General features: G+C 50.9%; 17 protein-coding genes, 1 pseudogene and 1 CRISPR repeat array. Of the genes and pseudogenes, 10 read left to right on the forward strand and 8 right to left on the reverse strand.

What is annotated here, in order from left to right; genetic code table 11:
• Positions 1-66: 66 nt before the first annotated feature.
• The 4 genes from MKFW12EY_RS22050 to mobI form a co-directional block, all read right to left on the reverse strand.
• Positions 67-657 carry a cohesin domain-containing protein gene (locus MKFW12EY_RS22050; RefSeq protein WP_221054686.1) on the reverse strand — a complete coding sequence of 197 codons (591 nt, stop codon included), beginning with the start codon at positions 655-657 and terminating at the stop codon, positions 67-69.
• Between the two features lie 54 nt (positions 658-711).
• On the reverse strand, positions 712-3,261 hold the full coding sequence (locus MKFW12EY_RS22055; protein WP_082409683.1) for an Ig-like domain-containing protein: 2,550 nt from the start codon (positions 3,259-3,261) through the stop codon (positions 712-714).
• Positions 3,262-3,285: 24 nt separating this feature from the next.
• Positions 3,286-4,326, reverse strand: a complete 1,041-nt coding sequence (locus tag MKFW12EY_RS22060) for a hypothetical protein (RefSeq protein ID WP_157199219.1) — start codon at positions 4,324-4,326, stop codon at positions 3,286-3,288.
• 657 nt (positions 4,327-4,983) lie between these two features.
• Positions 4,984-5,991 (reverse strand): conjugative transfer protein MobI(A/C), encoded by a 1,008-nt coding sequence (gene mobI / locus MKFW12EY_RS22065; RefSeq protein WP_054759612.1) that lies wholly within the window; start codon positions 5,989-5,991, stop codon positions 4,984-4,986.
• Between the two features lie 147 nt (positions 5,992-6,138).
• On the opposite strand from mobI, the gene MKFW12EY_RS22070 reads away from it, so the two are divergent.
• From MKFW12EY_RS22070 to cas3f, 6 genes are all read left to right on the forward strand, one after another.
• On the forward strand, positions 6,139-7,107 hold the full coding sequence (locus MKFW12EY_RS22070; protein WP_054759623.1) for a ParM/StbA family protein: 969 nt from the start codon (positions 6,139-6,141) through the stop codon (positions 7,105-7,107).
• A 294-nt stretch (positions 7,108-7,401) separates the two neighbouring features.
• The gene (locus MKFW12EY_RS22075; RefSeq protein WP_221054687.1) at positions 7,402-7,953 is read left to right on the forward strand and encodes a transglycosylase SLT domain-containing protein; all 552 of its coding nucleotides are present in this window, start codon (positions 7,402-7,404) and stop codon (positions 7,951-7,953) included.
• 2 nt (positions 7,954-7,955) lie between these two features.
• Entirely contained in the window at positions 7,956-8,234 is a 279-nt protein-coding gene (locus tag MKFW12EY_RS22080; RefSeq protein ID WP_082409682.1) for a flagellar transcriptional regulator FlhD, read from the forward strand.
• Positions 8,235-8,240: 6 nt separating this feature from the next.
• The gene (locus tag MKFW12EY_RS23360; protein WP_082409681.1) at positions 8,241-8,744 is read left to right on the forward strand and encodes a FlhC family transcriptional regulator; all 504 of its coding nucleotides are present in this window, start codon (positions 8,241-8,243) and stop codon (positions 8,742-8,744) included.
• A gap of 282 nt (positions 8,745-9,026) precedes the next feature.
• A complete protein-coding gene (gene cas1f, locus MKFW12EY_RS22090) occupies positions 9,027-9,986 on the forward strand; it encodes a type I-F CRISPR-associated endonuclease Cas1f (RefSeq protein WP_054759608.1) in 960 nt (319 codons plus the stop codon).
• A gap of 17 nt (positions 9,987-10,003) precedes the next feature.
• Positions 10,004-13,279 (forward strand): type I-F CRISPR-associated helicase Cas3f, encoded by a 3,276-nt coding sequence (gene cas3f, locus MKFW12EY_RS22095; protein ID WP_221054688.1) that lies wholly within the window; start codon positions 10,004-10,006, stop codon positions 13,277-13,279.
• Here the strand turns inward: cas3f and MKFW12EY_RS22100 are convergent.
• Both MKFW12EY_RS22100 and MKFW12EY_RS22105 read right to left on the reverse strand, forming a co-directional pair.
• The gene (locus tag MKFW12EY_RS22100) at positions 13,276-13,761 is read right to left on the reverse strand and encodes a GNAT family N-acetyltransferase (protein WP_054759605.1); all 486 of its coding nucleotides are present in this window, start codon (positions 13,759-13,761) and stop codon (positions 13,276-13,278) included. The genes cas3f and MKFW12EY_RS22100 overlap by 4 nt on opposite strands.
• Positions 13,751-14,038, reverse strand: coding sequence for a type II toxin-antitoxin system TacA family antitoxin (locus MKFW12EY_RS22105; RefSeq protein WP_054759603.1), 288 nt, complete (start codon positions 14,036-14,038; stop codon positions 13,751-13,753). Before MKFW12EY_RS22105 ends, MKFW12EY_RS22100 begins: the two co-directional genes overlap by 11 nt.
• A gap of 121 nt (positions 14,039-14,159) precedes the next feature.
• On the opposite strand from MKFW12EY_RS22105, the gene csy1 reads away from it, so the two are divergent.
• The 4 genes and pseudogenes from csy1 to cas6f all read left to right on the forward strand — a co-directional run bounded on the left by csy1 (position 14,160) and on the right by cas6f (position 17,936).
• Positions 14,160-15,365 carry a type I-F CRISPR-associated protein Csy1 gene (gene csy1 / locus MKFW12EY_RS22110; protein ID WP_221054689.1) on the forward strand — a complete coding sequence of 402 codons (1,206 nt, stop codon included), beginning with the start codon at positions 14,160-14,162 and terminating at the stop codon, positions 15,363-15,365.
• Complete coding sequence (gene csy2, locus MKFW12EY_RS22115) at positions 15,362-16,240, forward strand: type I-F CRISPR-associated protein Csy2 (protein ID WP_221054690.1); 879 nt, start codon at positions 15,362-15,364, stop codon at positions 16,238-16,240. The genes csy1 and csy2 overlap by 4 nt, the downstream gene beginning before the upstream one ends.
• 17 nt (positions 16,241-16,257) lie before the next feature.
• A pseudogene (csy3, locus tag MKFW12EY_RS22120) lies at positions 16,258-17,294 on the forward strand (type I-F CRISPR-associated protein Csy3).
• A gap of 3 nt (positions 17,295-17,297) precedes the next feature.
• The gene (cas6f, locus tag MKFW12EY_RS22125; protein ID WP_221054691.1) at positions 17,298-17,936 is read left to right on the forward strand and encodes a type I-F CRISPR-associated endoribonuclease Cas6/Csy4; all 639 of its coding nucleotides are present in this window, start codon (positions 17,298-17,300) and stop codon (positions 17,934-17,936) included.
• Between the two features lie 131 nt (positions 17,937-18,067).
• Positions 18,068-18,815: direct repeats of the CRISPR family, unit length 28 nt; unit sequence GTCCACCGCCGCGCAGGCGGCTTAGAAA.
• 553 nt (positions 18,816-19,368) lie between these two features.
• Here the strand turns inward: cas6f and MKFW12EY_RS22130 are convergent.
• Both MKFW12EY_RS22130 and MKFW12EY_RS22135 read right to left on the reverse strand, forming a co-directional pair.
• Entirely contained in the window at positions 19,369-23,031 is a 3,663-nt protein-coding gene (locus MKFW12EY_RS22130; protein ID WP_221054692.1) for a conjugal transfer protein TraG N-terminal domain-containing protein, read from the reverse strand.
• Entirely contained in the window at positions 23,028-24,476 is a 1,449-nt protein-coding gene (locus tag MKFW12EY_RS22135; protein ID WP_054759592.1) for a conjugal transfer protein TraH, read from the reverse strand. Before MKFW12EY_RS22135 ends, MKFW12EY_RS22130 begins: the two co-directional genes overlap by 4 nt.
• Between the last annotated feature and the right edge of the window lie 19 nt (positions 24,477-24,495).

Below are 24,495 nucleotides of genomic sequence, written 5' to 3' on the forward strand. Positions count from 1 at the left end.
TACCTGATTCTGACGCTGTGCCGCCGGCATCGGGGATGTTACGGGACGGCACAGCCCAATCGAAGATCAGCTCTGGATCGGTGTCGATTTAGTGCGTAATCGCGATTTACCCGCTATCCAGGCACATCCGGTTGCAAAGAGCAAGAATGTTGGGGGCAAAGGTACTGGAGCAAGGTAAACATTGCCGTTTTGGGTATCAAAGCTGGCGATACTCGCGGCGAGCGAGTCCGACAAAACCACAGACGACAACGTCAGATTGCTGGAACCCGGACCGATCGCCTTAAAATTGATGGTTGCCAGTATCGCAGGCGAAGTAATATCCAAACCAGCCGCAAAGGTGGTCTCGGAAAAACTGATCGAATTCGCATTGATTTGGCTGGTTATCGGCCAGGTGTCGGCGCCGAAAAGATTGCCGCTGGTGATGGAATCCGCGGAAATAAGCCCACCATCAAAATCAAGATTGAATTCAAAGCCGGCCAGATCGCTGATATCCGATATCAGGATGTCCACGCTAAAGGTTGGATTATCCGTGATGACAAGATTCTGATCGACGTCGCCTCCGGGAACCATGTCTACCGACAGTTTGGCGGCAGAGGCGTTGAAAGCTGTTAATGCCAGCGCTATTGCGGAGGCGGTTATCATCGAAAGTCTTGACATGTAATCTCCTGTCTTTTCTGAGTCATCAAATTAAATTGAAAGCTGCTTGCCGGCTCACTGTGTTGCGCACTTGGGCCTTGTGCATAGTAACGTTGCGGCGCGGTAATCGAGTACGTTGATCACGCCGTCCTTATTGATGTCGGTCGGCGAGTTTTTGAAGAGGTTTAAATCGTTGGTATCGACATCGTTGTCGAAATCCAGATCGCCAGCCAATCTGACATTCAGTAGCACTTGATCGAAGTCAACATTGCCGTTGGGGTCGGCAATATCCAGGCGGAAAAGGTAGTCGCCCGCCAAATCGGGGGTAAGATTCAACTCGCCACTGTGGGCAATAGCCTGGAGCACATTAGCCACATTGCTTCCTGTCGGAGCTCTAACCAATGACCAATTAAACGACAAGCGATTTGCGGCATCGTCAGCGTCGTAGCTATCCAGTCCCCGAACCAGTACCGGCGAACCTTTGGAAACGACTTGGTCATTTCCGGCATCGGCGACGGGAGCGACGTTAGCGGAAGATGCGTAGAACTTTGCTTGCGAGGTGGATTGTTTGGCACCGTCAGACACCGACAATTCCAAGGTGTACTCGCCTTCCACATCCGGAATCAAACCACTTTGAACCTGATTATTGGAGTTTATTTTGGAGGAGCTGCCCGAAGGGGTTGTTATGATTTTCCACGCGAATCCCAGTTGCGGATTGGGTGAGCTATCCGGATCGAAGCTGGGCGATCCATCCAAGTCGAGCAAGGTGTTAACCGGTACCTGTTTCGGCAATGACGCGATAAGCGCATTAGGGGCGATATTGCCTTGCAACGGGTCTGCCGCGTTAAATGACGATTCAGCGGAGTTGCTGGTACCGTTGGCATCGGTCACGACCAGCTTGAGCCGATAATCGCCCGGTAGGTCTGGCGTCAGTAATGGTGAAACCGTGTTCTGCAGATTCAGCTTGGCCTTACTTCCAGTCGGTGGTGTCAACGTCCACTGGAAACTCAAGGCATCCTTATCGACATCAAACGACTCCGTTCCATCGACGATGATCGCTTGATTGATTTCTTGGTGTTTAGGTACCCGGATCACGGCGACAGGGGCATCGTTCAGCGGCGTCACCGTTACCGAAACATTGGCTTGAGCCATTCCCCCGTGTCCATCCGAAACGGTATATTGGAAACTATCGTTACCAAAGAAATCGCCGTCTGGACGATAAGTCAACTGGCCACCGGAAATTTCTACGCTACCGTGGCTGCCTTGAGTTACTGCCGTAATGCCCAGTAGGTCATTGTCGACATCCGAGTCGTTACCAAGCACGGAAACCGTTACAGGCTGATCCTCACTGGTACTGGCTTGATCCGGCGTGGCTAAAGGCAAATCGTTCACCGAGACAACAGTGATCTGAACCGTAGCGGAACTGACGCCGCCTCTTCCATCGTTTACGGTATAACTGAAGCTGTCAACGCCGTGATAATTCGGCTTTGGCGTATAGGTTACAGTCCCGCCATTGACCGAGAGCGAACCGTTACTGACTGAACCGATCGACTCCAGAGCCAACCCATCTTGATCAGGATCCTCATCGTTAGCCAATAGTGCCACTGACACCGCCGAATCTTCTTGCGTGCTGACTTGATCGTCAGTGGCCCGCGGAGGGCTGTTTATCGCACCGACGTGGACTTGTACCGTAGCCGTGTTGGATTCGAGGCCTTGGCTATCTTTTACCGCATACGTAAAACTGTCGCGGCCTTTGAAGGTTGTATTCGGTACATAGCGAATCTGACGATTAATGACGCTAACGCTACCGTTGCCGGGAGACGACTTCACCAACAATTCCCCAGCAGGAATGCCGTCTTCGGTATCGGTATCGTTGGCCACCACGTCTATGTTCAAAGTTTCGCCAACGCGAGAGTTAAGCTCATCATTGTGGGCGACGGGAGCGCTTCCTATGTCCGCCAAACGGATCACTCCATCAACGAGATTACTATCAATCGGACTCCCCTGCCCGAACAGGAAAAGAGCGCCTGCGTTACCGGGAATTAACTTAGGAGTCACCGTGATTTGCCCATTATTGGGAAAGTTCGTGCCTGCCATGCAACGAAACTCTATGAGCGATCCAGCGCCAGTCTTTGGCGAGATAGTCGACAAGTCCCCTCCCAGACCGAAGGCATATCGAGCACTGCTACCGCCAAACTCATTTTTTAGCGCCAATAAGGTCCCAGCGCCCTTGCCGCCGAGGAAAAAGTCGCCCAAGCCGGATTGAAGCTGCGTAAGCACATTGGGGACGACAGTCTCGCTGGGCGCTCCGGGATTCAAAGACGCAGAGCACGTAATTTTGTCGGCAGGAAGTGGTAATGACGGAAGATTTTGTAGCGTTTGAACAAGATTTATCGGTCCAGAAAATGCCACGTCAAGGGCAAATGAGGATAGCCCGGGCGAAGGTACATTGTTAACCCCGACCGCAAAACGTATTATTCGATTGGCGTCCGGCTTTATTGTGGTGGGCGTTACCAGAATTTCTGACTTGACTGCGGCTGTGTCCGCTACAACCAGGCTGGAGAAACCTGTTGTTATGATCAGAGCCAGCAGTTTTTTGTATTCACTGCGAGTTAAGTCAGCCATGTATTTTGCCTTGTCCTCAATCTACTAAGGTTGAGCAGCGGAATTCTCTACCTTGCCAAATACCGATAAAAATAAATTGAAATCGCCGAAATCCACAATCTTGTCATTATTTAAATCGAAATCAATATTGAAACTACAGTTCGGCGATTGGCTAGTTTTGCTGCTGCCGAATTTTCCGATAAACAAATTGAAATCTCCAAACCCGATATTGCCATCGCAATTAAAGTCGCTGCCCTTGCCTTCCGGTGAGAAACACGACTCCAGTGCTTCAATTTTCGCCAGAGGCGGGTTATCGAATTGCTTTGCCAACCTTCGAACCTTTAGTGGAATTTGAGTATTAGCCTCGCAAGATAAACCATCGAGTTGACTGATTTCGACACTTTCCCCACCAACAAGATTGAGACTTTTTAGCGTGGATTTCGAATAGAGATTATTTAGATCAACTAAAACAGTAGAAGAACTTTGCTCCTGAACGGCAAATGACGAAACAGGATATTTTGACTTGCCTGGTATAGAAAAAAATACCAAAACGCCAGGTGCGGCAGAAACTCCATCCGGCTCAAACACTGTCTGCTTTATCAAGTCGTTGGCGATAGGCTTTCCATCATCACCGATGCGGGTAGTTTCCAATGTTGTGTGAACTTGGGAATAGATAGCTGCCTCTGGAAATGTACTGCTATTACCGGATTTACTCAAGGTTTCACCAGCCACAAAATAGTCGGTATCGGCTAACAAACCTTTTACGTCAATTTTTACAATTCCACGTTGCAAAGCATCTAGAGGGCTTACGGTGGAAATCGTCAAATTGTTGGTTATCTCATATTGCCCTTGGCTGTCAGCATAAACGTGCAACTTTGCCGAATCGACCGCTTCACTAGAAACCCAAACAACCGAAAATGCGCGCGGCGTTACATCGCTGAAACTTATATTATATATTTCAGCAAAACAAAACGAGGGCAATCCGTAAAAAGTAAACAGTATGATCGCTTGAAAAGCACAGATGTTTCTCTGCCGAGCTGTTTTGCATATCGAACCTGAATATCTTTTAGCGGCGGAATAACGCATATTTGTCCGTTGGAGAAAAACCATTACCAAAGCAAGTCATTACAGAGCAACCGATTGGTCTGCAATCCGGAAAAGCAACTAAAAACACTACTCTAATTTTGTAACTAAATTAAAGATCAACGAAACTGCGTAAATTTGTATTTTTAAACTACGCTTCATTCCTCTTTATCCCATCCATTGGTTTAGTTATTGATATAAGGTCGTAAAATTAAACTATTTCAGACTTGGCGTTACAGTTTTTCGTGATTAAACCCTGCTTGGAAAATGGGTAGCATAGACACATCGGTTGCCAATCTTTTTCCAAGAACTAACTAGCTCCTAGGCTGCTGTGGCACCTAGGAGCTTTCAGCAAAATCTGCACCATATTATCTATTTATATGATTTCATTTATATCTTCTTAAAAGAACCATGTTTACAATCTTAGTTTTGTAAAAAATTCTGACACTTTTGTTCGTCCGTGAGGACAAAGCAATGGAGCAGAAGATGTCAAAAAATCCGAGAAGAAAACATTCACCGGCCTTCACAGCGGATCTGTGTACAGTACCTGTAAAAATAAGGCGCGTAGGGGCTTTTCGGAGACAGTCGAGGGTGACCGGTGTGGGAGTAACATTCGGCAAAGACGGCATCCATCGACACAAATACGCCATCAACTATCGCTTACGAGCAGTCAATATTTTGGTAATTCAATAATGTTTCTTTTATGCCGGATAGAATGCAAATCATTTTCCTGATTCGAACCAGTTCTTCTTCTGTGTCCCGAACAAGTTGTGCAAACCATTCCGGCTCAGACATAATTATTTTTTCTAAAATTGTATAAGTATTAATGTTTCGCGGCTTTTTGAACCGTTTTTTTTCGAATACCCTTTTCCCAACAAATTTGGCCTCAAACCACTCTATGCTAATCGAGTTGCTGCGATTGTTTTTTATCCTAAGTCCAAGCGAAATTGACGGATATTCTAAGGCGACGCTCTTTCGATTGTTGCTCCAATAATAAGTCACGTAATATTCTGCCTCTTTATGAAGAATTGCTCTCTGATTGATAATCCATTTATTAACTTCATTACATGATTGCCTGTCACTTTGATTCAATGGCATGCATATATTTTCAGAACCTTGCCCCCTCTCTTTTAAGATCGACTGGGTTATATCATCATTACCATAAGAAGAGGTTGACTCATATCTAACAATATGAGCAATAATTTTTAGCAAATAATGCTGCAGCTTTCTGATGCGCTCGATTTTATTTTCCGTCTCATTCGCCAAGCTCTTTAACTCTATGGGTGCTTCGACCAAATAATCATCTATATAATAAATACGAAATCGATTACTTTGTAGATTGAATTTTCTCGTTTGAACGAATTTGTTTTGTTCCCACTTACCGATACCCCATGTAACAGCGAATCTATCGTTTGTCATTGGCTCTAGCTTAATACCCAATGGATAACGATCGACGCCCACAATTGTTCTAACCAAACCAGAATAGTTGTCCGTATATTGTTCGATGATTAAACTGGCCTGTTCACGCAACTGGTCAAGCTGCTTGAATATCCACGCGCATACTTCGGGCGGAGTTTGATAATGATGGTATGCAACCGTCCCGGTCAAGTTACAGGATCCCGTCTCGACCATGGCCTCACCTTCCTTGCCTGAGTTGAAAACTGCCATGCTAGCGTATTTGAAAATCTAAACCCGTTGGCAAAGTGCATTTCAGATGCATTTAGCCAGCGGGTTCCTTTGATCGATCTTGGTAAGATCGACGCGCGTCTATCATCAGTCGCCAGACCTTTCCATTACGTAATCAGGACTATATTCATGTTTGTACTCGGTTTAGATATTGGTTATTCGAACGTTAAGCTCGCATTCGGTGATCAACTTGCACCACCAACCACAAAATTATTTCCCGCCGGGGCTGCACCCGTTGAACACTTGCCCCAAGCAATCGATCGGGCGAGCGATACTTTACGTGTCACGCTCGACGGCGTCGCGTGGGGCGCTGGCATAAGTGTCAGCAAACTGAGCAATTGGAACCGTGCTCTACATCAGGACTATACAAACACCTCCTCTTACAAAGCGCTGTTTTATGCCGCCTTACTATCATCCGAACGTTCTGTTATCGACGTCTTGGTTACAGGTCTCCCAGTATCACAATGGCAAGACAGGTCAGCGCGGCAAGCATTGGCCAATCAGCTCAAAGGTGTTCACCAAATTACCCCGAAACGGCAAGTCGCTGTAGAACAGGTTCACGTCGTTCCGCAGCCAACCGGCGCCTTCGTCGAACAACTATTTACGACGCAAGACAGACGTTTAAGCGATGGCCGGGTATTAGTGATCGACCCAGGTTATTTTTCGGTGGATTGGGTGCTATTGAACGAAGGTGAAATTGTTTCTGCGTCGTCCGGAACCAGCTTAGAAGCTATGTCAGTGTTGCTAGACAAGACAAGTGAATTGATTTGCGACGACCATGGAGGCAAATTGACCCCTGAAAAAATTGAGGATGCTTTAAGATCCGGAAGCAGCAATGTGCTCTTGCTAGGCCAAGAGGTCATTCTCCAGGATTATTTGGCCGCGGCTGCACAATCGATCTCGATGATCGCATTAGAAGCCATGAAACAATCTCTCCGCCGAGAGAAGGGTTCTGTTGATATCGTCTTACTGGCCGGTGGTGGCGCATCCCTTTATCAGAACGCAACTAAAGAATTTTTCCCCTTGAACCCCATCTTTACGCCATCGCAGCCAACACTTGCCAACGCGTTAGGCTTTTTCTATTTCGGGAGGGGGTGACGGTGAAAGTATTGGTGACAATCAATCCGAATGCCAACCCAGAGCTTTACGCCGATATCGAAAGAATAAACTCCCGAGATCGGGCGGAACGAGTACGGACGCTAGCAACCATGGCTGTTGTCATCTCACAACTCGGATTACAAAACTCGTCCGCCGTTTCTTATATAACAGCTAGTGATTTAGCGTCTGAGTCAACCTTAACAAAACTCAAATCGAGCTTAGCCACCGAAGATTGAAAACTTTTGCTATTGCATTTTTATATTTTTGTGATTTCTTAATAAGTAAGCCAAACATATGCGGAAATTGTTACTTATCTTGTACCTAGTTTCTTTGTCAGCTAATGCTTACTCGAATGCACTGATAAACTCGAATTGGGGAAAAATTGCCGCAGAAAAAGGGCTAGACCCCTTTGAATTGTATGCCGTATCATTAATGGAGTCATCGAAATACAGTGCAAATAACACCATAACACCATGGCCATTGGCCATCAACGCAGCGGGAACGGCTATTTTTCCGCGAAACCGTGGGGACGCTTTAAATACCTTAGCACGTGAACTCGAAAAAGGAATTACATCGATTGATGTCGGATTGATGCAGATAAATATTAAATGGAACGGCTATCGTGTCAGCGATATTAGAAATCTATTCGATCCAGAAGTTAACCTTCGGGTCGGCGCCGACATACTAGCTGAAGCCATTCGCTCGGAACCGCATAACAAAACTCTCGGATTAGGTCGTTATCATGCAGGTTATGGCAACGAGCCCGATCGACTGGCACGCGCATATGCCTATGGAAGAAGAATATCGTTAATTGCCAATAAGCTTAGGAAGTATTTTGGAGACTAAAAATGACGGAGGAAATCGAGGCGTTCAACCTAAAGCTTTTATTGTTCATTAGAGAGTCCATGACTGATGATCAATCTAACAAATTGAAGATTTTACTTGGATTAGACAATGAAACAGCAAGGCTAATACGCAGTATCAGTATTGGAGAAGTAATTACTTTATCTAAATCAGGATTTTTGTTGTTCTCTCCTCGAATAAACTGTGACGGATTTAGAAAAATATTGGAATCAAAAGAGCCTGATCCAAAAACACTAATAGATATTATAAATAGTAATGGATAGTTATTTATGAGCCACAACGACAAGGCGATTACGGTTTTCAATAGACATGAATTAGCTCTCACAATGATTAGAGCAGGTTTTCGGACGTCTATCGTATTTATTCATACACAATTATCAAAACTGTTGCTGCGAAGACTTTACAAAGAATTGCATTTGAAATCACCAAGCTCTGGGTTGCTGTCATCATCTGCCTATGTCCTGTCCAATCGCAGGAACCAGCTCTACGCAACCTTATTCATGCGAATATACTCAGAATTGAATGGACAACAAAAAAATTCTGTGGACGTACGGATTGTGATCGACTCCTGGGATATTTTTAAAACGCTGGTACCAAAATATAATGAGCTCGATATACATCCTAAATCGATCAATGAGGCGTGGACATTGACAAGGGACTTTCGATGTGAGACAAATTATTTTGAAACCTGTCCTAAATGTAGTCAGCAATATTTGGCCTGCGATGACAGCCGACTAGCGAAAAAATGCCCGTTTTGCAATTCATCAAATTAATTCTAAACTCGATTAAATAAAATATAGCCAAAACAATTGAAAACTGAATAATACTTAACGGTGTTACTAAATTTGAATAAATTATTGGTGTTTTAGTAGGCATGCTGTAAGAACTTTGAATACGCTAAGGAATCTGTGTTTAAATCAAGTTTTCTGCATAATCTAAATTCAAATCTTTGATTTAATTAGCACTATAAAATGAAGTGTCGAATTAATCAAAGGCTCTCTAATGCAATTTATTAATATCCCAAATCCCGATCATTTTGGCGCCTACAGCCTGGTATGCAGCAACTTACAGAATTAAAAACAATCCTCCACTCCAAACGCGCCAACATCTACTACCTGGAAAAATGCCGGGTCATGCAAAAAGACGGCCGCGTGTTGTATCTAACCGAGGCCAAAGACGAAAACCTGTATTGGAACATCCCGATCGCCAACACCACGGTGATCCTGCTCGGCACCGGCACCTCCATCACCCAGGCGGCGATACGCATGCTGGCCAGCGCCGGCGTGTTGGTCGGCTTTTGCGGCGGCGGAGGAACACCTTTGTTTAGCGGCTGCGAAATCGAATGGTTGACGCCTCAAAGCGAATACCGGCCCACCGAATACGTGCAGGGCTGGCTGCAATTCTGGTTCGACGACGCGCAACGCTTGGCGGTCGCCAAAACCTTTCAGCAAGCTCGCATCGACTATATCCGCAAGGTCTGGAGCAAGGACCGCGACCTGCAAGCCGAAAACATCTTCGTCGACGACAGCGCCATAGCCGCCGCGCTGGACGGTTACGCCACGCAAATCGAGCAAGCCGGCAAGGTCGGCGACCTGCTACAACGCGAAGCCCTGTTGACCAAACAACTCTACCGCTGTGCCGCCAAGGCTACTCAGCACAACGACTTCAGTCGTGACCACGACGCCAGCGACCTGGCCAACGGCTTTTTAAACCACGGCAACTACCTGGCTTACGGCCTGGCCGCGACCACGTTATGGGTGTTGGGCATCCCGCATGGCTTCGCAGTGATGCACGGCAAAACCCGGCGCGGCGCGCTGGTGTTCGACGTCGCCGACTTGGTCAAAGACGCTATCGTCCTGCCCTGGGCCTTCGTCTGCGCCAAGGAAAAAATGAGCGAGCAGGAGTTCCGCCAACAAATCCTGCAAAAATTCACCGACCACAAAGCGCTGGATTTCATGTTCGAGCAGGTCAAGCGGCAAGCACTTATTTCCTCTCTCCCTGAGGGAGAGGGTTAGGGTGAGGGGATAAACCCATGATGGTCACCTTCGTCAGCCAATGCCAGAAAAAAGCCCTGGCCCGCACCCGTCGCGTCCTCGACGCCTTCGCCAACCGCATCGGCGACAACACCTGGCAAACCGTCATTACCGAAGAAGGCCTGTTCGCGGTCAAAACCCTGCTGCGCAAAACCGCCACTAAAAATACGGCGGTAGCCTGCCATTGGCTCAGGTCCAGGAGTAGGAGCGAGTTGGTTTGGATCGTGGGAAATCGGCGCTGTTTTAATGCGGAAGGCATCGTGCCGGTCAATCGCAGCCAAAAGACCTTGCCGACGTTCCAGCCGGAGCACCAATGGTTGTATTTGCCGCTGATCAAGGCGTTGGCGGTCATGGCGGCGCTGTTGCACGATTGGGGTAAGGCGACGCTGTGTTTCCAACGCAAATTGCAAGTTAAGCAGCCGCCCGATCCGTTGCGGCACGAGTGGGTATCGCTATTACTGTTTCGCGCGTTGATCCAAGATGCCAACAACGACAGTACGTGGTTGCAGCGGCTGGCCGAGGGTGTTTGGGATGAAACACCACTCATGTCGGCGGCCGGCCAAAACGTAAAAAAGCCGTTGCAAAAACTACCGGATGGTGCCGGATTGTTGGCTTGGCTGATCGTCACGCATCACAAATTGCCGGATTTGACTTGGGATAATGCCAAACAGTGGCGCGGCGAGCCAGTTGAGACATTGCAACAAGCCTTAGGCATCATCACCGCCGATTGGGGTTATCGCAACGAAGGTGATGACAAGCAATGCTTCCAATTCCCGCAAGGGTTGCTAAGACAATCGCAACCCTGGCTTGAACAACTGCAAACCGCCGCCAACAAGCTGTTGAAATGCCTGCCGTTGCTGGAACAGGTCATGCACAACGGCGAATACCGCTGGGTGTTGCATTTTGCCCGGCTCAGCTTGATGTTGGGCGATCATCAATATTCGTCGCAAGCCGCCGATCCGCAATGGCGGCAAACGGTTGCGCTGTATGCCAATACCGATGCCGACGGCCAGCCCAAACAATGGCTGGACGAACATCTGGTCAAGGTTGCGCAATGCTCGGCCACGTTGGCGCGGCGCCTGCCGCGCCTGGAAAGCGAACCGCCCGCCGCTTACGATTTAAAAAAGCTCCAGCAAAAAAGCAGCGATCCGCGATTTCGCTGGCAGGATCAAGCCGTCGCGGCGATTCAGCGTTGGCGAACGGAGAGCGCCCAAACCACGCCGCGCTACGGCTTTTTTGCGGTCAACATGGCAAGCACCGGTTGCGGCAAAACCTTGGCCAATGCCAAAATCATGCGGGCGTTATCGCCGGACGGCGATAGCCTGCGTTACGTGCTGGCCTTGGGATTACGTACGTTAACCCTGCAAACCGGTGACGAATACCGCGAACGCATCGGGCTGGATAACGGCGAATTGGCTGTGATGATCGGCTCGCAAGCGGTCAGCGATTTGCACCGCCAAACACAAGAAGATTCGCCACTGGGTTCCGAATCGGCAGTATCGGTAGGCGAAAATAACGACATCGATTTCGATATTCCGGAGCAGGCGCTCAGCGTGCTCGGCACCTTGTGGACCAATCGCGCCGGCCAGGTCGATAGCCGAAAACAAAAGCTGTTGTATGCACCGGTACTTGCCTGCACCATCGATCATTTGATGGCCGCTACCGAAACCGCGCGCGGCGGCCGGCACATCCTGCCGAGTTTGCGTTTATTGTCGTCGGATTTGGTGATCGACGAAATCGACGATTTCGATGGCGACGACCTGGTGGCAATTGGCCGCTTGATTAATTTGACCGCCATGCTGGGTTGTAAAGTGATGATCTCGTCGGCCACCATTACCCCGGCTTTGGCCGAAGGCTATTTCAATGCCTATCAAGCCGGCTGGCGCTTGTTCGCCGCGGCTCGCGAAGCCAAACCGGCTATCGGTTGCGCTTGGTTCGACGAGAACGACAACCGGGTTGCCGCGTTTCCGCTTGATGCTATCGAAACCTACCGCGCCGAGCATCAAGCCTTCATCGCCAAGCGTTGTACGTTTTTACAAAACACCAAACTTAATCCGCCCAGACGCATAGGCGAACTGATTGAAGTCGCCAAGCCAGAGGCCGGAGCCAACGATATTGAGACGGCTTATTTTTCGAACATTCAGGCTGCTGTCATCCGCCAACATCGGCGCCACGCCTCGGCGGACCCTCACAACGGCAAGCGTGTTTCGTTCGGCGTGGTGCGGATGGCCAATATTCCACCGTGCATCGCGCTGACACGCTACTTGGCGCATTCGACCGACTGGCCGGCCGATGTGGACATCCGCATCATGGCCTACCACAGTCAGCAAGTGTTGCTGTTGCGACACAGCCAGGAAAAGCATCTGGACCAAGTCCTCAAACGCGTTGAACCGGCAGCGGTTTACGAAAACCCAGCGATACGTCGGCATGTCGACGCGTGCCAAGCCGAAAATTTGATTTTCATCCTGGTTGCCACACCGGTCGAGGAAGTCGGGCGCGATCACGACTTTGATTGGGCGGTGGTCGAGCCGTCGTCCTACCGCTCCATCATCCAGTTGGCCGGGCGAGTATTGCGGCATCGCCAACAGCTCCCGGATGCGCCGAATATTGGCTTGTTGCAATACAACCTGAAGGCGCTGAAACAGGCTGACAATGTGCCGGCGTTTCGCCGGCCAGGCTTCGAATCCACGGAAAACATGCTGCAAAGCCACGATTTATCCAGGCTGATTCCGTCCGAGCAGTTGGCGGCCATCAACGCGATTCCGCGCATCCGTCAATCCCAAGAATTACAGCCAACCGCCAATTTGGCCGATCTGGAACACCATTGCATCCGGCAATTGCTGAACGATTATTCCGCGACAGGGCCGGAAGCCTTGCAAGGCTGGCTGAGCGGCCATTGGTGGCTGACGGCCTTGCCGCAACGGCTGAAGCCGTTTCGCCGGCAAGACCCGCAACAAACCCTGTTCGATGTGCCGGACCAAGACGGTGAGTTTCGATTTGTCGAAAAACTTCCTCAAGGTGGTATCAATCCGATCGAGAATAGTTACAAAATCCAGCGCGTTGCGCTAACTTCAATGGAGCAACAGCGTTGGTGGCTATGGCGTGACTATTCCGAGTTATTGGAGGAACAGGCGGAACGCCACGGCTGGAGTCGTGAATATGCCGCGCTGTATTACGGCGAAATCAATGTGCGGATCAGCGATACCGACCGGCAACGGCAAACGCAGTTTAATTATTGCGAACAACTAGGGATTTGGCGGGATGGCGGCGACTAAATTGCTTTTCTGATCGCCGAGAACGGCAACACCAAACGATTCGGCGTGGCGTTCAAGCGTCTGAAACCGAACTTTTGGTAAAACTCGGCGGCGCGTTCATGTTTGGCGTCGACGATCATGCCGAAGATGCCGATTTTTTCGGCGGCCTCGTTCGTGGTTTTAAAGGCATGCATGATCAGTGCATCGCCATACCCCTGGCCTTGAAACTGTTTATCTACTGCCAGGCGGCCCAGCAAAATGAACGGCAATTCCCGGTAAGCCGTAACTCTGGTTGCATCGGGCAATTCGTCGCGGTTCACCGAACAAGCGCTGATCGAGTAATAGCCGACGATGCGTTGCGTATCGGCCAACACATAGACCCGGCTCAGGTCGCGGCTTTGGTCCTGTTGCGCAAATTGGCGCAAATAGCGGTTTAAAACGCTGTCGCCGCAATCGAAGTTTTGCCGGTCGTGAAGCTTGGGTTGCAATAACTCAAACTTCATCGCCGACGATGCGGTTATAGGTTTGCAGTGCTTTTTTCATCCGCTCGGTCGGTTCCGGAGGGTGGTCCAACAGCTCGAAAAACATGTGCCAGTCCTCCTGGCTGAATCGGGTTTGTTGATGCTCGGCGATTATGGCTTCCGCCTTTTCCCGAACGCTCTGCCGAATGAATTTGCTTTTGTCCAGGCCAACGTATTGGCGCGCTTGTTCCAGCATTTGCAGGGTTGCCAAGTCCATACGAACTTTTAGGACGTCTTGTTTGCCGTTTTCGATAGGCATAATTCTCTCCCGATAAAGTACTCATTGTACCCACAATTTTATTAACTTTAGGGTACAAATTGAATATTGATAGGTTCTAGCTTAAACTCTGCTGCGCCATAACTCATCAAGGATATTAAAAATGATGGACCCGGCTTTGCAACAATTTTTATCCGAACGGCTGAAGAAGAAAACTTCATCTGCGCCAAACGAAGCGGAATTACAGCAAGAACTGAATGACTGGTTACCGACGGCGGTAACTAAAACCCATAAGCTGTTTCGCGTGACCCACCCCGTCAAATTCAGCCATCCCGACGTCAAAAATACCAGCGAAATTCGTGTAAGCGCCGAACGCAAACCCGACGGTTTTCTGCGCAGCGGCAATGTCGCGGTCGAGCCGGACATGGTGTTCGATACCGCCGCCAACATTCCGATTTTGAAATTTTTGAGTCTGAAATTGGCGGATGGCCTATCCATTTTGGCCCATCTCGAAAACGACAGCGACCTGGTCAAGCAACAGCTCGAACTGCCGTCGCTACCCTATACGGACATTCGGCAGGGTCTATTGCAGATCAATCAATTACCGGATAGGACAAGCACTTCGGACAAGATCAAACAAGTCTATTTCCCGGTGGACGGCGGCTACCATTTGCTATCGCTACTGACGCCGTCCGGCCTGATGTTTAAGCTCAAGGAACGAATCAACTCGATCCGCTTTGCCGAAACCACCAAGCAGGCTCGCGAAGCCCGACGCAATCAACAGCATCACGACACGGGTTACCAGGAATTCTATGGCTTGACCGAAATCGGCTTTGGCGGCACCAAGCCGCAAAACATCAGCGTGCTGAACAACCAAAACGGCGGAACCGCCTATCTGTTGCCGTCTTTGCCGCCGCCGCTCACGCTAAACAAGCTGCAGCCACCGAAGACCGATTTTTTTCTCCAAAGCGTATACGCCAAGCATTTCCTGGAAAAGTTTCAGGCCTTGCATGCCTTGTTCCAAGACAACGTGCCTGCCAACATCCACGTGCGGGAAGGCCGCGACTATTGGTTGTTTCAAATCGCCGAGCAGGTGATGGAAACCGTTTGGGCGTTGCGCGAGCTGCCTGGCGGTTGGTCGGAACACGGACAACTGCCTCCGACGCAGAAAATCTGGCTGGATCAAGACCATGCCGAACAACGCGAGCAAGCCGACGATTGGCTGGACGCCGTAATCGTCGCCTTGGCCGATTGGTTGGCGATTACCTATAAACACGCCATCGGCGAGCGCCAGGCCAAAGCCTTGGGAGATGCCGAGCTTAAACATTTTCGGCAATTATTGGACGACCATCGGGAGGTCTTGCGATGAACCGCATTTTGTTGATTCCGCGCTTGCGCATCCACAACGCCAATGCCTTGTCCAGCCCGTATACCATCGGTTTTCCGGCGTTGACGGCCTGGTTGGGCGGCGTGCATGCCTTGCAACGCAAACTTAATGCCGACGGCTTGCCGCAGCTCAGTTTTTCGCGCACGGCGGTTGCCTGCCACCGCATCGATTTACAGACCTACAAACATGCCGGCGATTATCTGTATTCCATTGTCGGTACTGGCAACCCGCTCGATAAAAGCGGCGAGCGCCCGTCGTTCATCGAAGAAGCCCGCTGCCACCTCGACGTCAGTCTGGCGATAGAAACTCAAGGCATAGGCAAAGCCAACGAAGACGAATTTCTGGCCGCCGTCAATCGGCATCTACCCAAACTGAAATGGGCCGGCGGCGACAGCCTCGGCTATAAAGCGCCACAGTGGCTGGCAATAGCCGGCGACAATGAATTGGCGAATCTGACCCGAAAACTGATGCCGAGTTACGTGTTGAAGCAGCGCCGCGACCTGATGGCGCAAGCCATGACCGAAGGCCAGGATGCCATCGACGCGTTGCTGGATTATCTGGCGGTTCACTACCAAAGCCGCACCGACGATGACGGCCATGTGTCCTGGACGGCCGAGCGTAAAGCCAAGGGCTGGATCGTGCCGATTGCAGCCGGTTTTCATGGCGTCAGCGCATTGGGCCACGCCGAACACCAGCGCGATCAAATTACGCCGCATCGGTTTGCCGAAAGCCTGGTCACTTTGGGCGAATTCGTCATGCCGCATCGGCTGAAACGCCTGGACGACCTGCTTTGGCGCAGCCGCTACGATGCAGACAACTATCTGTATCTCATCGAACAACACTCCCGCAACGCTTAACAGCAAGGAAAATCACCATGGCAAAAACAGACAAATTAGCCACCGCTTCGGTACTGGCCTTCGAGAAAAAACTGGTGCCCTCGGATGGACGGCTTTACGGCACCCAGTGGGATAAGCGCGATGAATCGGCGACAGTGCTCAAGCTGCAAGAAAAATCGGTGCGCGGCACCATTTCCAACCGAATTACGAAAGAAGCTGACAAAGATCCTATCAAGTTGAATGCAAAAATCGAAAAGCCCAACCTGCAAACCGTGGACAGTTGTGCTTTAGGTAGCGAACAAGACACGTTGAAACTCAGCTTTACCCTGAAAGTGCTGAGTGGCGTCCAACAGCCTTCCGCCTGCAACAGCGCGGAATTCGCCGCCAGCTACAAGCAGGCCGCCGATGCTTACATCCAAGCCGAAGGTTTTAAAGAACTGGCTAAGCGCTACGCTGCCAACCTCGCCAACGGCCGCTTCCTATGGCGTAACCGGGTTGGCGCGGAAAATATCGAAGTACGGGTGTGGGTCTGTAACGAAGGCGAACAGCGCGATTGGACCTTCAATGCCAAAACTTTCAGCGTCCGCGACTTCGACAACTTGCCGGCTGGCGTGTTGGAACTTGCCGATCTGATCGCCGATGCGTTGAGCGGCCGCCGCGAATTTTTGATGCTGTCGGTTACGGCCTATGCCCAAGTCGGTTTAGCGCAAGATGTTTACCCCAGCGAAGAACTGGTGCTGGACAAAAGCAACAGCAAATCCAAGAAAAGCAAAATCCTCTATCACATCGACGGCCACGCCGGCATGCACTCGCAAAAAATCGGCAACGCTTTGCGCAGCATCGACACCTGGTATCCGGTGGATGAAGACAGCCCTTACATCGGGCCAATCGCCATCGAACCCTACGGCGCGGTCACCAACTTGGGCAAGGCTTTTAGAACCCCCAAAGCCAAGGTCGATTTTTACACCTTGTTCGATAGTTTCGCCCGAGGCGGTTCGCGAGCCAGACCGAACAGCATTACGTGATGGCGGTATTGGTGCGCGGCGGCGTGTTCGGCGAAAGCGGCAAGGATTGAGCCATGCGCTTTTATTTGGAAATCACCTTGCTGCCCAATCCCGAAGTCGGGCTGAATTTTCTGTGGTCCAAAGTATTCCAGCAGCTCCATCTGGGCTTTGTAGAGATGCTGGATGCGGATAAACGCGGCGCTATTGGTGTCGGTTTTCCCAAACACAGCGCGGATGGTAAGCGCCTGGGGTTGGGCGACAAATGCCGCCTGTTCGCCGAGGATGAAACTACGCTGGAACGCTTCGCCGCGCCGCAGCGTTTGGCGCGGCTGAGCGACTACGTGCATTGCACCGGCATCCGACCGGTGCCGGACAAGCTGCTCGGGTATGCGGTTTACCGGCGGGTGCAGCCCAAAACCAATCCCAAACGTCTGGCCCGGCGCTACGCCAAGCGTCACGGCGTCGATTTGGCGACCGCGTTGAACATGACGGTGGAACTGAGGGCGGCGGGCGAGAACCCGGCTTACCCGCTATCGTTCCGCTATTGCGACATGCTCAAGCCTTCTGTGGCCTTGCCTTTCATTCGCTTGCAAAGCTTGAGCGGCGGTCAAACCTTTTGTTTGTGGATCAGCAAAACCGCAACCGCCGATCCGGTGGTAGGCAGTTTTAGTGCCTATGGCCTGAGCAGCGTTGCCACCGTACCGGAATTTTGACCCAATTTTTTTTGCTCTTTAACAATGTGAACTAAATCGGCCGGTTACGGCCGGGGCTCTTGCGGATGGTGATAATGGCTTTATCCATTCGCACCCCTTGCCGCAACCGGCTTCCCGTTTATTTAAAATCAGTCCACCGCCGCGCAGGCGGCTTAGAAATTCTACCAACTGGGTTAACTGCTCTTCCTCGGGTCCACCGCCGCGCAGGCGGCTTAGAAAGTCGACCGATGCGGTGCGCGTGATCGTCACCTGTCCACCGCCGCGCAGGCGGCTTAGAAACATGAATCGCATCGCGCAGCGTGGCGATTTTGGTCCACCGCCGCGCAGGCGGCTTAGAAAATCGGAACCGCGTCAGGTGCCGTCGATCCGGCGTCCACCGCCGCGCAGGCGGCTTAGAAATGATTGTGACCGACTGCCGGGGGTTCGGTTTGGTCCACCGCCGCGCAGGCGGCTTAGAAAAGCCCGCGGATCATGTCCGCTTCGTTTTCAAAGTCCACCGCCGCGCAGGCGGCTTAGAAAAAGGTTGGCCGAGCCCGTGACGTTGGCGTCTCGTCCACCGCCGCGCAGGCGGCTTAGAAAGTCAGCTTGTCGAGCTGATTCTGCAAGTCTTTGTCCACCGCCGCGCAGGCGGCTTAGAAATCTGCCATTGCATCGATGCGCCGGCAAAGCCCGTCCACCGCCGCGCAGGCGGCTTAGAAAGTATGGGCGCAGTGGAATCGACGTTCAACCCAGTCCACCGCCGCACAGGCGGCTTAGAAAAGTTACCGCCAATTTTGTGCCGGCGCGTTTTTGTCCACCGCCGCACAGGCGGCTTAGAAAAGCAATGCGTCGAAGGTGGTGATGCCGTCGATGTCCGCCGCCGTATAGGCGGTTTAGAAAAACTGATTTCTCTCCTCTGGCCAAATAATTGAGTTCGCCGCCTTACAGGTGGCTTTTTAAAATGGCCCGGTTAGAGATAGTTACACTTGGCAGGGAGCATAGTCGGCGGACAATATTTGCTAACCTCCGCCCAAGGTGTATGCTGATACTGCAAGACGTTAAGTAAAGCTATTTTAATTATCGTAACCTCACTCATTTGATATGCTAAGACTGAGTACGAATAAGTCCGCTGCCCTAAGAACTCACACACGTAAAATCGATGACGGCCGCATTGCTTGCCCGCATTGCCATCGAAGAATTGTGCCGTATGTGTATTTTTCATACGGCGTGGCCATGCATTCAGTCTGCAAGTTGTGTGGTGGGACTGTTCAGGTTTTCAAAGTCCATAAATCGATGACATTACCAGGGCTCCTCTTACGTATATTGCTCTTTCTCACTGGGTTAGTGGCCCTTGACTCATGTATAAATTCTCAGGTAAACGCTAAGCGCTATAGTACCAGCGCTACAACGCCAGCCTCTACACGGTTTTAGGGCTGACAAAAGTTACGGGATATTAGCCCAACACGTCACGCACGTATTTCTGCGTCTCTTTAAATGGCGGTACACCATTATGTTTATCGACATTGCCCTCCCCCGAGTTATACGCCGCTACTGCTAGTTCTAAATTGCCGTCATAACGGTCAAGCAAAAAGCGCATATATTGCCCTGCGCCATCAATGGCTTGCTCTGGATTATTCGGATCTTTAACACCAAACCGCTCCGCCGTGTCCGGCATCAACTGCATGATGCCTTGCGCACCCTTTCGTGACCGTGCATCATTATCGAACGCCGACTCAGCGGACGCCATCTTGCTTAAAATCCCGGCAGGCAGCCCGTATCGGCTTTCCACTTGATCGAAAATCGGCTGCAACGGCTTCGGCACCTCTACTGATCCAGCACTATTGTTTTTTTTTACGGCGTCGTTGTAATTACCAATCGAGTGAGCGAGATCCGGTCTATTCTGTGTCGCAGCGCGATTGAGCAATTTAGCGATGTCATCACCAACTATCTGGCCATGTTCAGCAACTAATTTTTCTCGCGCGGCTGTTGTCCCGAAACCGTCGCTCAGGCCGTAATCCGCTGTTTGTATGCCGCTGAATGTTTCTGTCAAAGCAGCTTTGTAGTACTCGAGCTGGCTCGGTGTAAGCTGATGGGCAATCTCGTTACCCTTCATATCCCGCCAGGCTTCCACCGCTTGAGCACCCGCTTCGCCTGATTCATTGAAAGCCTTTTCAGCAGCATTCCAATAGCTATCGCCTTGATTTATGTACGCCGACATGCTTTCAAAGAATGAATTCGCACCTGCGTAGGCCGAACTACCGACTTTTTCAACGTAATTTCTAGCACTATAAAGAGTCCCAGCTACTCCATCGTAATTCATCTCACCAACCGATTTTTCGCCTCTGGCGAGATGCGCAATCTCTTTGGCAAAGTATTCAGCCTTAGCCCCCGCCATTTCTGAAAATTCAGATCGGGTACCGGCATTGAGTTCGCTTGTTTCTTTGTCGTGAAACCGGTCGACGCTTTCGTCGCCGTTGTGCACTTCATTCCCGATTTCGGCCATCCGTCCATCCACCTGCTGCGGCAAATTGCCCGCGGCACCTCGCGGATTGGCGACGCCGGCTCGATCGAATTCCGAATGTGCGGTGCCGTAAGCCGGCGCATCGGATCGCAGACCGGCGTTCCTGTTCGGATCGGAGAGTTGACCGGTTTCCGCTGTGAAAGATTCGCGCAGTAATTCGAACCCAGCGGTTTTTGCCTGTTGCGATTCGCTTGGATTCATAGCTCTGAATCTCGCCGGCGAATGGCCGGTGAGTAATGACATGCCGGCCGCCGCGTACGCTTGATCTTTATCCGTAATTAAGCCTGACGCTCGCCAGTCACTGGCTAGTGTCTGGGCGTCGCCGATTAACCCAAACCGCGTTAACTCATTATTCAGGCGGCTCATTAAACCGGGTTTTGTACTGATCGCCTGTCCGGATTCCAATGCGCCGAATTGTGCATTCGTGCCGAGGCGGCTTTGCATCGACGCCGTGGCGCTATAGGCTTCCGAAGCGGACAACACATCATTGGCAGACGATTGCAAACTTTGTAGTGTTTGGTTGTTAAGACCCAGCGACACAACTTCGCGGGTATCGGAATGCGCATCGGTTGCCACGCTGCGCGCTAAGTCAGTTTGAAATCCCGCATCTTCGGTGAGCCGCGTCGCCATATCGTGTGCGATTTCGTTCGAACGTTGGCTGCTCAAGCCGAATTGGCTTTGGAGTCGATCACTGATATTGGCTTGTAGCATGTCCTTCCTGGAGCCACCGTTAGAATTACTCTGGGTTCCATCGCCATCTTTTCCATCGACATCTTTTCCATCGACCTCTTTTCTTTCCAGTCCGCTGCCCAGAGCCACGGCGCCTGACAAGACGGAAGCCATTTGATCCGAGGTCATATTGGTATCGCTATAGCGCTGTGCGTATGATGACCCTTCGCTGCGCATCAGCTTGTCGGTTTCCGACGAACTGCTGTTTAGCCGGCGAGAAAATGATTGTCCTGTCGAGGCGTCGCGATTCGAGGCAAAACTGTTGCCCGCCGAATTCGCCAGTGAACTCATAAATTGAGCGCCGGCCTGGCGCATATAGTTCGATGACGACGAGACGGCTTCGGAAGCCTCGCGAGACACATTGAAGGTCGGCAGCACATTTTCCGCGCCGGTTCGGTGGGTGCCTTTCAGCGGAGAGTGTTGATAGGCCGACTGATTGGCAAACACCGGGGCCGTCGCCAACACGGCAGGCGATCCTGCACGCTCGTCGATATAATCTCCGCTCTGCATGCGGCCCATGAAATGCGTGGCGGTGACCGAGCCGCCGTAGACCAGCATCAAGGCGATCGCCGGCGTCGAAGACGCCAGCATGCCGCCGATTGCCACCCAATCTTGCAACACCATATCCATTTGGTAAATCCCTTCGATTGAGGGAATATTGAAGCCTTGCGCATCCAGGGCGTCCATTTTTCCGAGAGCCGACATGGTGATGTACAAATTGATGACCGCCATGATCGGCATCCACAGTTGGATCCATAACAGCATTTTGAAGTACTGGCCAACCATCGAAATCCCGGCAGACCCCAGCATGACGGCGAAGACCATGAGCGGGGTAATGGCGTAACTGAGACCCTCTATCCAGGTCATCATTGGCCGGACGATCCGGGTAAACAGCGTCTGTTCTGCGGCCCATTGCATGTTGCGTTGCTGGATGGATTGATGGACCATGGCCGCTTTGTTCCACTTCAAGCCATCTTCGTAGCGCCCGACGATACCTTTTTCGAACATTGGCACGATCAGGCTCGCCAGCATGTAATCGTTCGCACTGATAGTGCTATTGGACAAGGCTGTTAACGCATCGCTGATACGCGTGGACACGTCCTCCGACCTTGCGAGATTCAAAGTTTGCTGCAGTAAGTCTTCTAAACCGGTAATGCCATACTTGGTAATGTAATCATCCAGCGCCGCATAGGCATCGGTACAGGTCAAGACAGTCGGACCGGCGCCCAAGTAGACTTCTGTGGTGTAGATTTTGGAATTGAAACGTATCGCCGTCATCACGCTCGCCGTACGCATGATCGCGTCTAACGTGGTCTGATTTAAATCGACCCCGGTTAACGTACATTCTTTTACGTAATTGACGAACGAAGCTTCCAGATCGACCTTGGCACTCGGTGAATTGGCTTTTCCCAGAGTTATCCGTGATAACAGGTTTTTTCGGACAGCAATTAAGGTATTGAGCGGATCCGCGAACCCGTGTTCAGTCATACTCGGTACCGAAAATCCTTGCTCGAACAAACGCGTCAAGCGGTAACCCATATTGGACAGGATGGAACCCGCTACCGCCGGCCCAAACGGCACATTGTTGACCACAACCACGTTACCAGAATAGGCGTCTTCAACCTTGACGACTACACCCGGCGCAAAGAGCGCGGTATAAATCAACATAGAAGCAAAGACATCCTGATAGCGAATGCCACTCGCATTGAATTGGGTCAAACCTCGCAGCATCACCATCGTCACTCCCAGTGATGCGCCGACTGCAGCAGCTCCTTTGTAATCGTCGGTTAAAGAAATCATGGCGATCGCATTCAGTATCGCTGCGAGGAACTGGGAGTCTCCAATCGAAAATATTTCGTAAATCACTTGGTTTCCTCCTGAGTGGGATAATTGGCGGCGCTAGCGCCGGTTTGATCGAATGCTGCGTAGTTACGGGTTGGAGTGGCTTTCATGATGTTCGAATAAAAATCGACCACGGCTTTGATATTGCCGTATCGCATCGCCAATTCAGTGGAATCGTCTTCGATTTGTTGCCTAGCCACGCTTAAGGTATCGGCCAATTTCGCGGCGTACGCGCTATCTTCAAGTGAGGAAGCATAGCGGGCGGCATCGTATAAGTTCTGGACCATCGCTTGTGCTAACTCCAGCGCGATTGCTGGCGCCGCATCTTCCGCAAACAATCTGGCCATACCGTAATCCTGTCTGGCCATGTTCCGGATCATCGCGGCGACGGCCCCTGGTACCAACTCCATAAATGCCATTTCATCCGGAGTTAAGTCGCCGGTATTGGTGCCGAATTTGTAAACCAAACCCGGTTTGACGCTATTACCAATCAACAAGTCGGACACTCGTTTACGCAGCCCGACTAAGGTCACGTCTTTAATGACCGGATTCAAACAACCGTCGATTTCGGTCGTATCGCAATCGTAGATTTTGACTTTGCTATAACTGCCACTACCCGAACCGTTTAACAGCTCTTTCATCCCGATAATGCCGTTTAACACAATGACAGGATTGGTATCTCCCTGTCCATCGCTGGCCGCCGAGGGCTCATTAACAATGACCGTGCCGCTGATGCTCATCATCGCTTCGAGTAAATCCAAACCGCCAAATTGGAACCAGTTTTTCGCGTTTTTCTCGTTTAAAGCTCGCCACACCAGGTTCCCCTGAATAATCTTCTTCATTTCGGTAGGCGCGTTGTTGGAGACTTGTTTAGTCGGGTCGCCTTGTGTCGAAGTGTTGGTCAGCGCCCCGAAGACATCGGTAACCCCCTTGGAAAAGGAGATTTTCGATTTTTTCATATTCTCGGTGACCGATGCCGGTAACAAGCTGGTGGCATCGTTCACAATGCCTTGAGCCAATTGACACGAATTCGAGAACATTTGATTAAGGTCCTGGATCCGTTTTTGCAGGCCGGACATAAGAACTCCGCACTGATTACACATCGCGTCGATAGCCAATTGAAAGGCGTATCCCGTTGCGTTGGCAGCGACAGAGCGCATCAAGGTAATGAACTGGTCCTTATTAATGAAAGAAAAGCTGCCACCGAATAAATCGATACCCCCGCATCCGGCGCTAAACGAAGGGGGTTGAAAGGAAACCAAGTTAGTTTCCACAATCTTATTACGGGAGACTACGGATCCACCTGTAATGACCCCTCGCCTCTGGCCTAGGTGTGCGGTTGGCGTCGTGACATTGGTCATCGTGCCGAACATCGCGTCCATTTCCTGTTGCAAGTCAGCGAACCCACTGGCCGGCAGCACTAGCATCCACGCCAGAACGATGATTCGAGTAATACGCAAGTGCCCCATAACAGCTCCTAGTAGGCTA

The organism is Methylomonas koyamae (assembly GCF_019669905.1).
In the GTDB taxonomy this organism is placed as follows: domain Bacteria; phylum Pseudomonadota; class Gammaproteobacteria; order Methylococcales; family Methylomonadaceae; genus Methylomonas; species Methylomonas koyamae.

Bases quoted from the DNA above. Each gene is read 5' to 3' on its own strand.
- MKFW12EY_RS22050 (WP_221054686.1), bottom strand. From the start codon at position 657: ATGTCAAGACTTTCGATGATAACCGCCTCCGCAATAGCGCTGGCATTA.
- MKFW12EY_RS22055 (WP_082409683.1), bottom strand. From the start codon at position 3,261: ATGGCTGACTTAACTCGCAGTGAATACAAAAAACTGCTGGCTCTGATC.
- MKFW12EY_RS22060 (WP_157199219.1), bottom strand. From the start codon at position 4,326: ATGCGTTATTCCGCCGCTAAAAGATATTCAGGTTCGATATGCAAAACA.
- mobI (WP_054759612.1), bottom strand. From the start codon at position 5,991: ATGGCAGTTTTCAACTCAGGCAAGGAAGGTGAGGCCATGGTCGAGACG.
- MKFW12EY_RS22070 (WP_054759623.1), top strand. From the start codon at position 6,139: ATGTTTGTACTCGGTTTAGATATTGGTTATTCGAACGTTAAGCTCGCA.
- MKFW12EY_RS22075 (WP_221054687.1), top strand. From the start codon at position 7,402: ATGCGGAAATTGTTACTTATCTTGTACCTAGTTTCTTTGTCAGCTAAT.
- MKFW12EY_RS22080 (WP_082409682.1), top strand. From the start codon at position 7,956: ATGACGGAGGAAATCGAGGCGTTCAACCTAAAGCTTTTATTGTTCATT.
- MKFW12EY_RS23360 (WP_082409681.1), top strand. From the start codon at position 8,241: ATGAGCCACAACGACAAGGCGATTACGGTTTTCAATAGACATGAATTA.
- cas1f (WP_054759608.1), top strand. From the start codon at position 9,027: ATGCAGCAACTTACAGAATTAAAAACAATCCTCCACTCCAAACGCGCC.
- cas3f (WP_221054688.1), top strand. From the start codon at position 10,004: ATGATGGTCACCTTCGTCAGCCAATGCCAGAAAAAAGCCCTGGCCCGC.
- MKFW12EY_RS22100 (WP_054759605.1), bottom strand. From the start codon at position 13,761: ATGAAGTTTGAGTTATTGCAACCCAAGCTTCACGACCGGCAAAACTTC.
- MKFW12EY_RS22105 (WP_054759603.1), bottom strand. From the start codon at position 14,038: ATGCCTATCGAAAACGGCAAACAAGACGTCCTAAAAGTTCGTATGGAC.
- csy1 (WP_221054689.1), top strand. From the start codon at position 14,160: ATGATGGACCCGGCTTTGCAACAATTTTTATCCGAACGGCTGAAGAAG.
- csy2 (WP_221054690.1), top strand. From the start codon at position 15,362: ATGAACCGCATTTTGTTGATTCCGCGCTTGCGCATCCACAACGCCAAT.
- cas6f (WP_221054691.1), top strand. From the start codon at position 17,298: ATGCGCTTTTATTTGGAAATCACCTTGCTGCCCAATCCCGAAGTCGGG.
- MKFW12EY_RS22135 (WP_054759592.1), bottom strand. From the start codon at position 24,476: ATGGGGCACTTGCGTATTACTCGAATCATCGTTCTGGCGTGGATGCTA.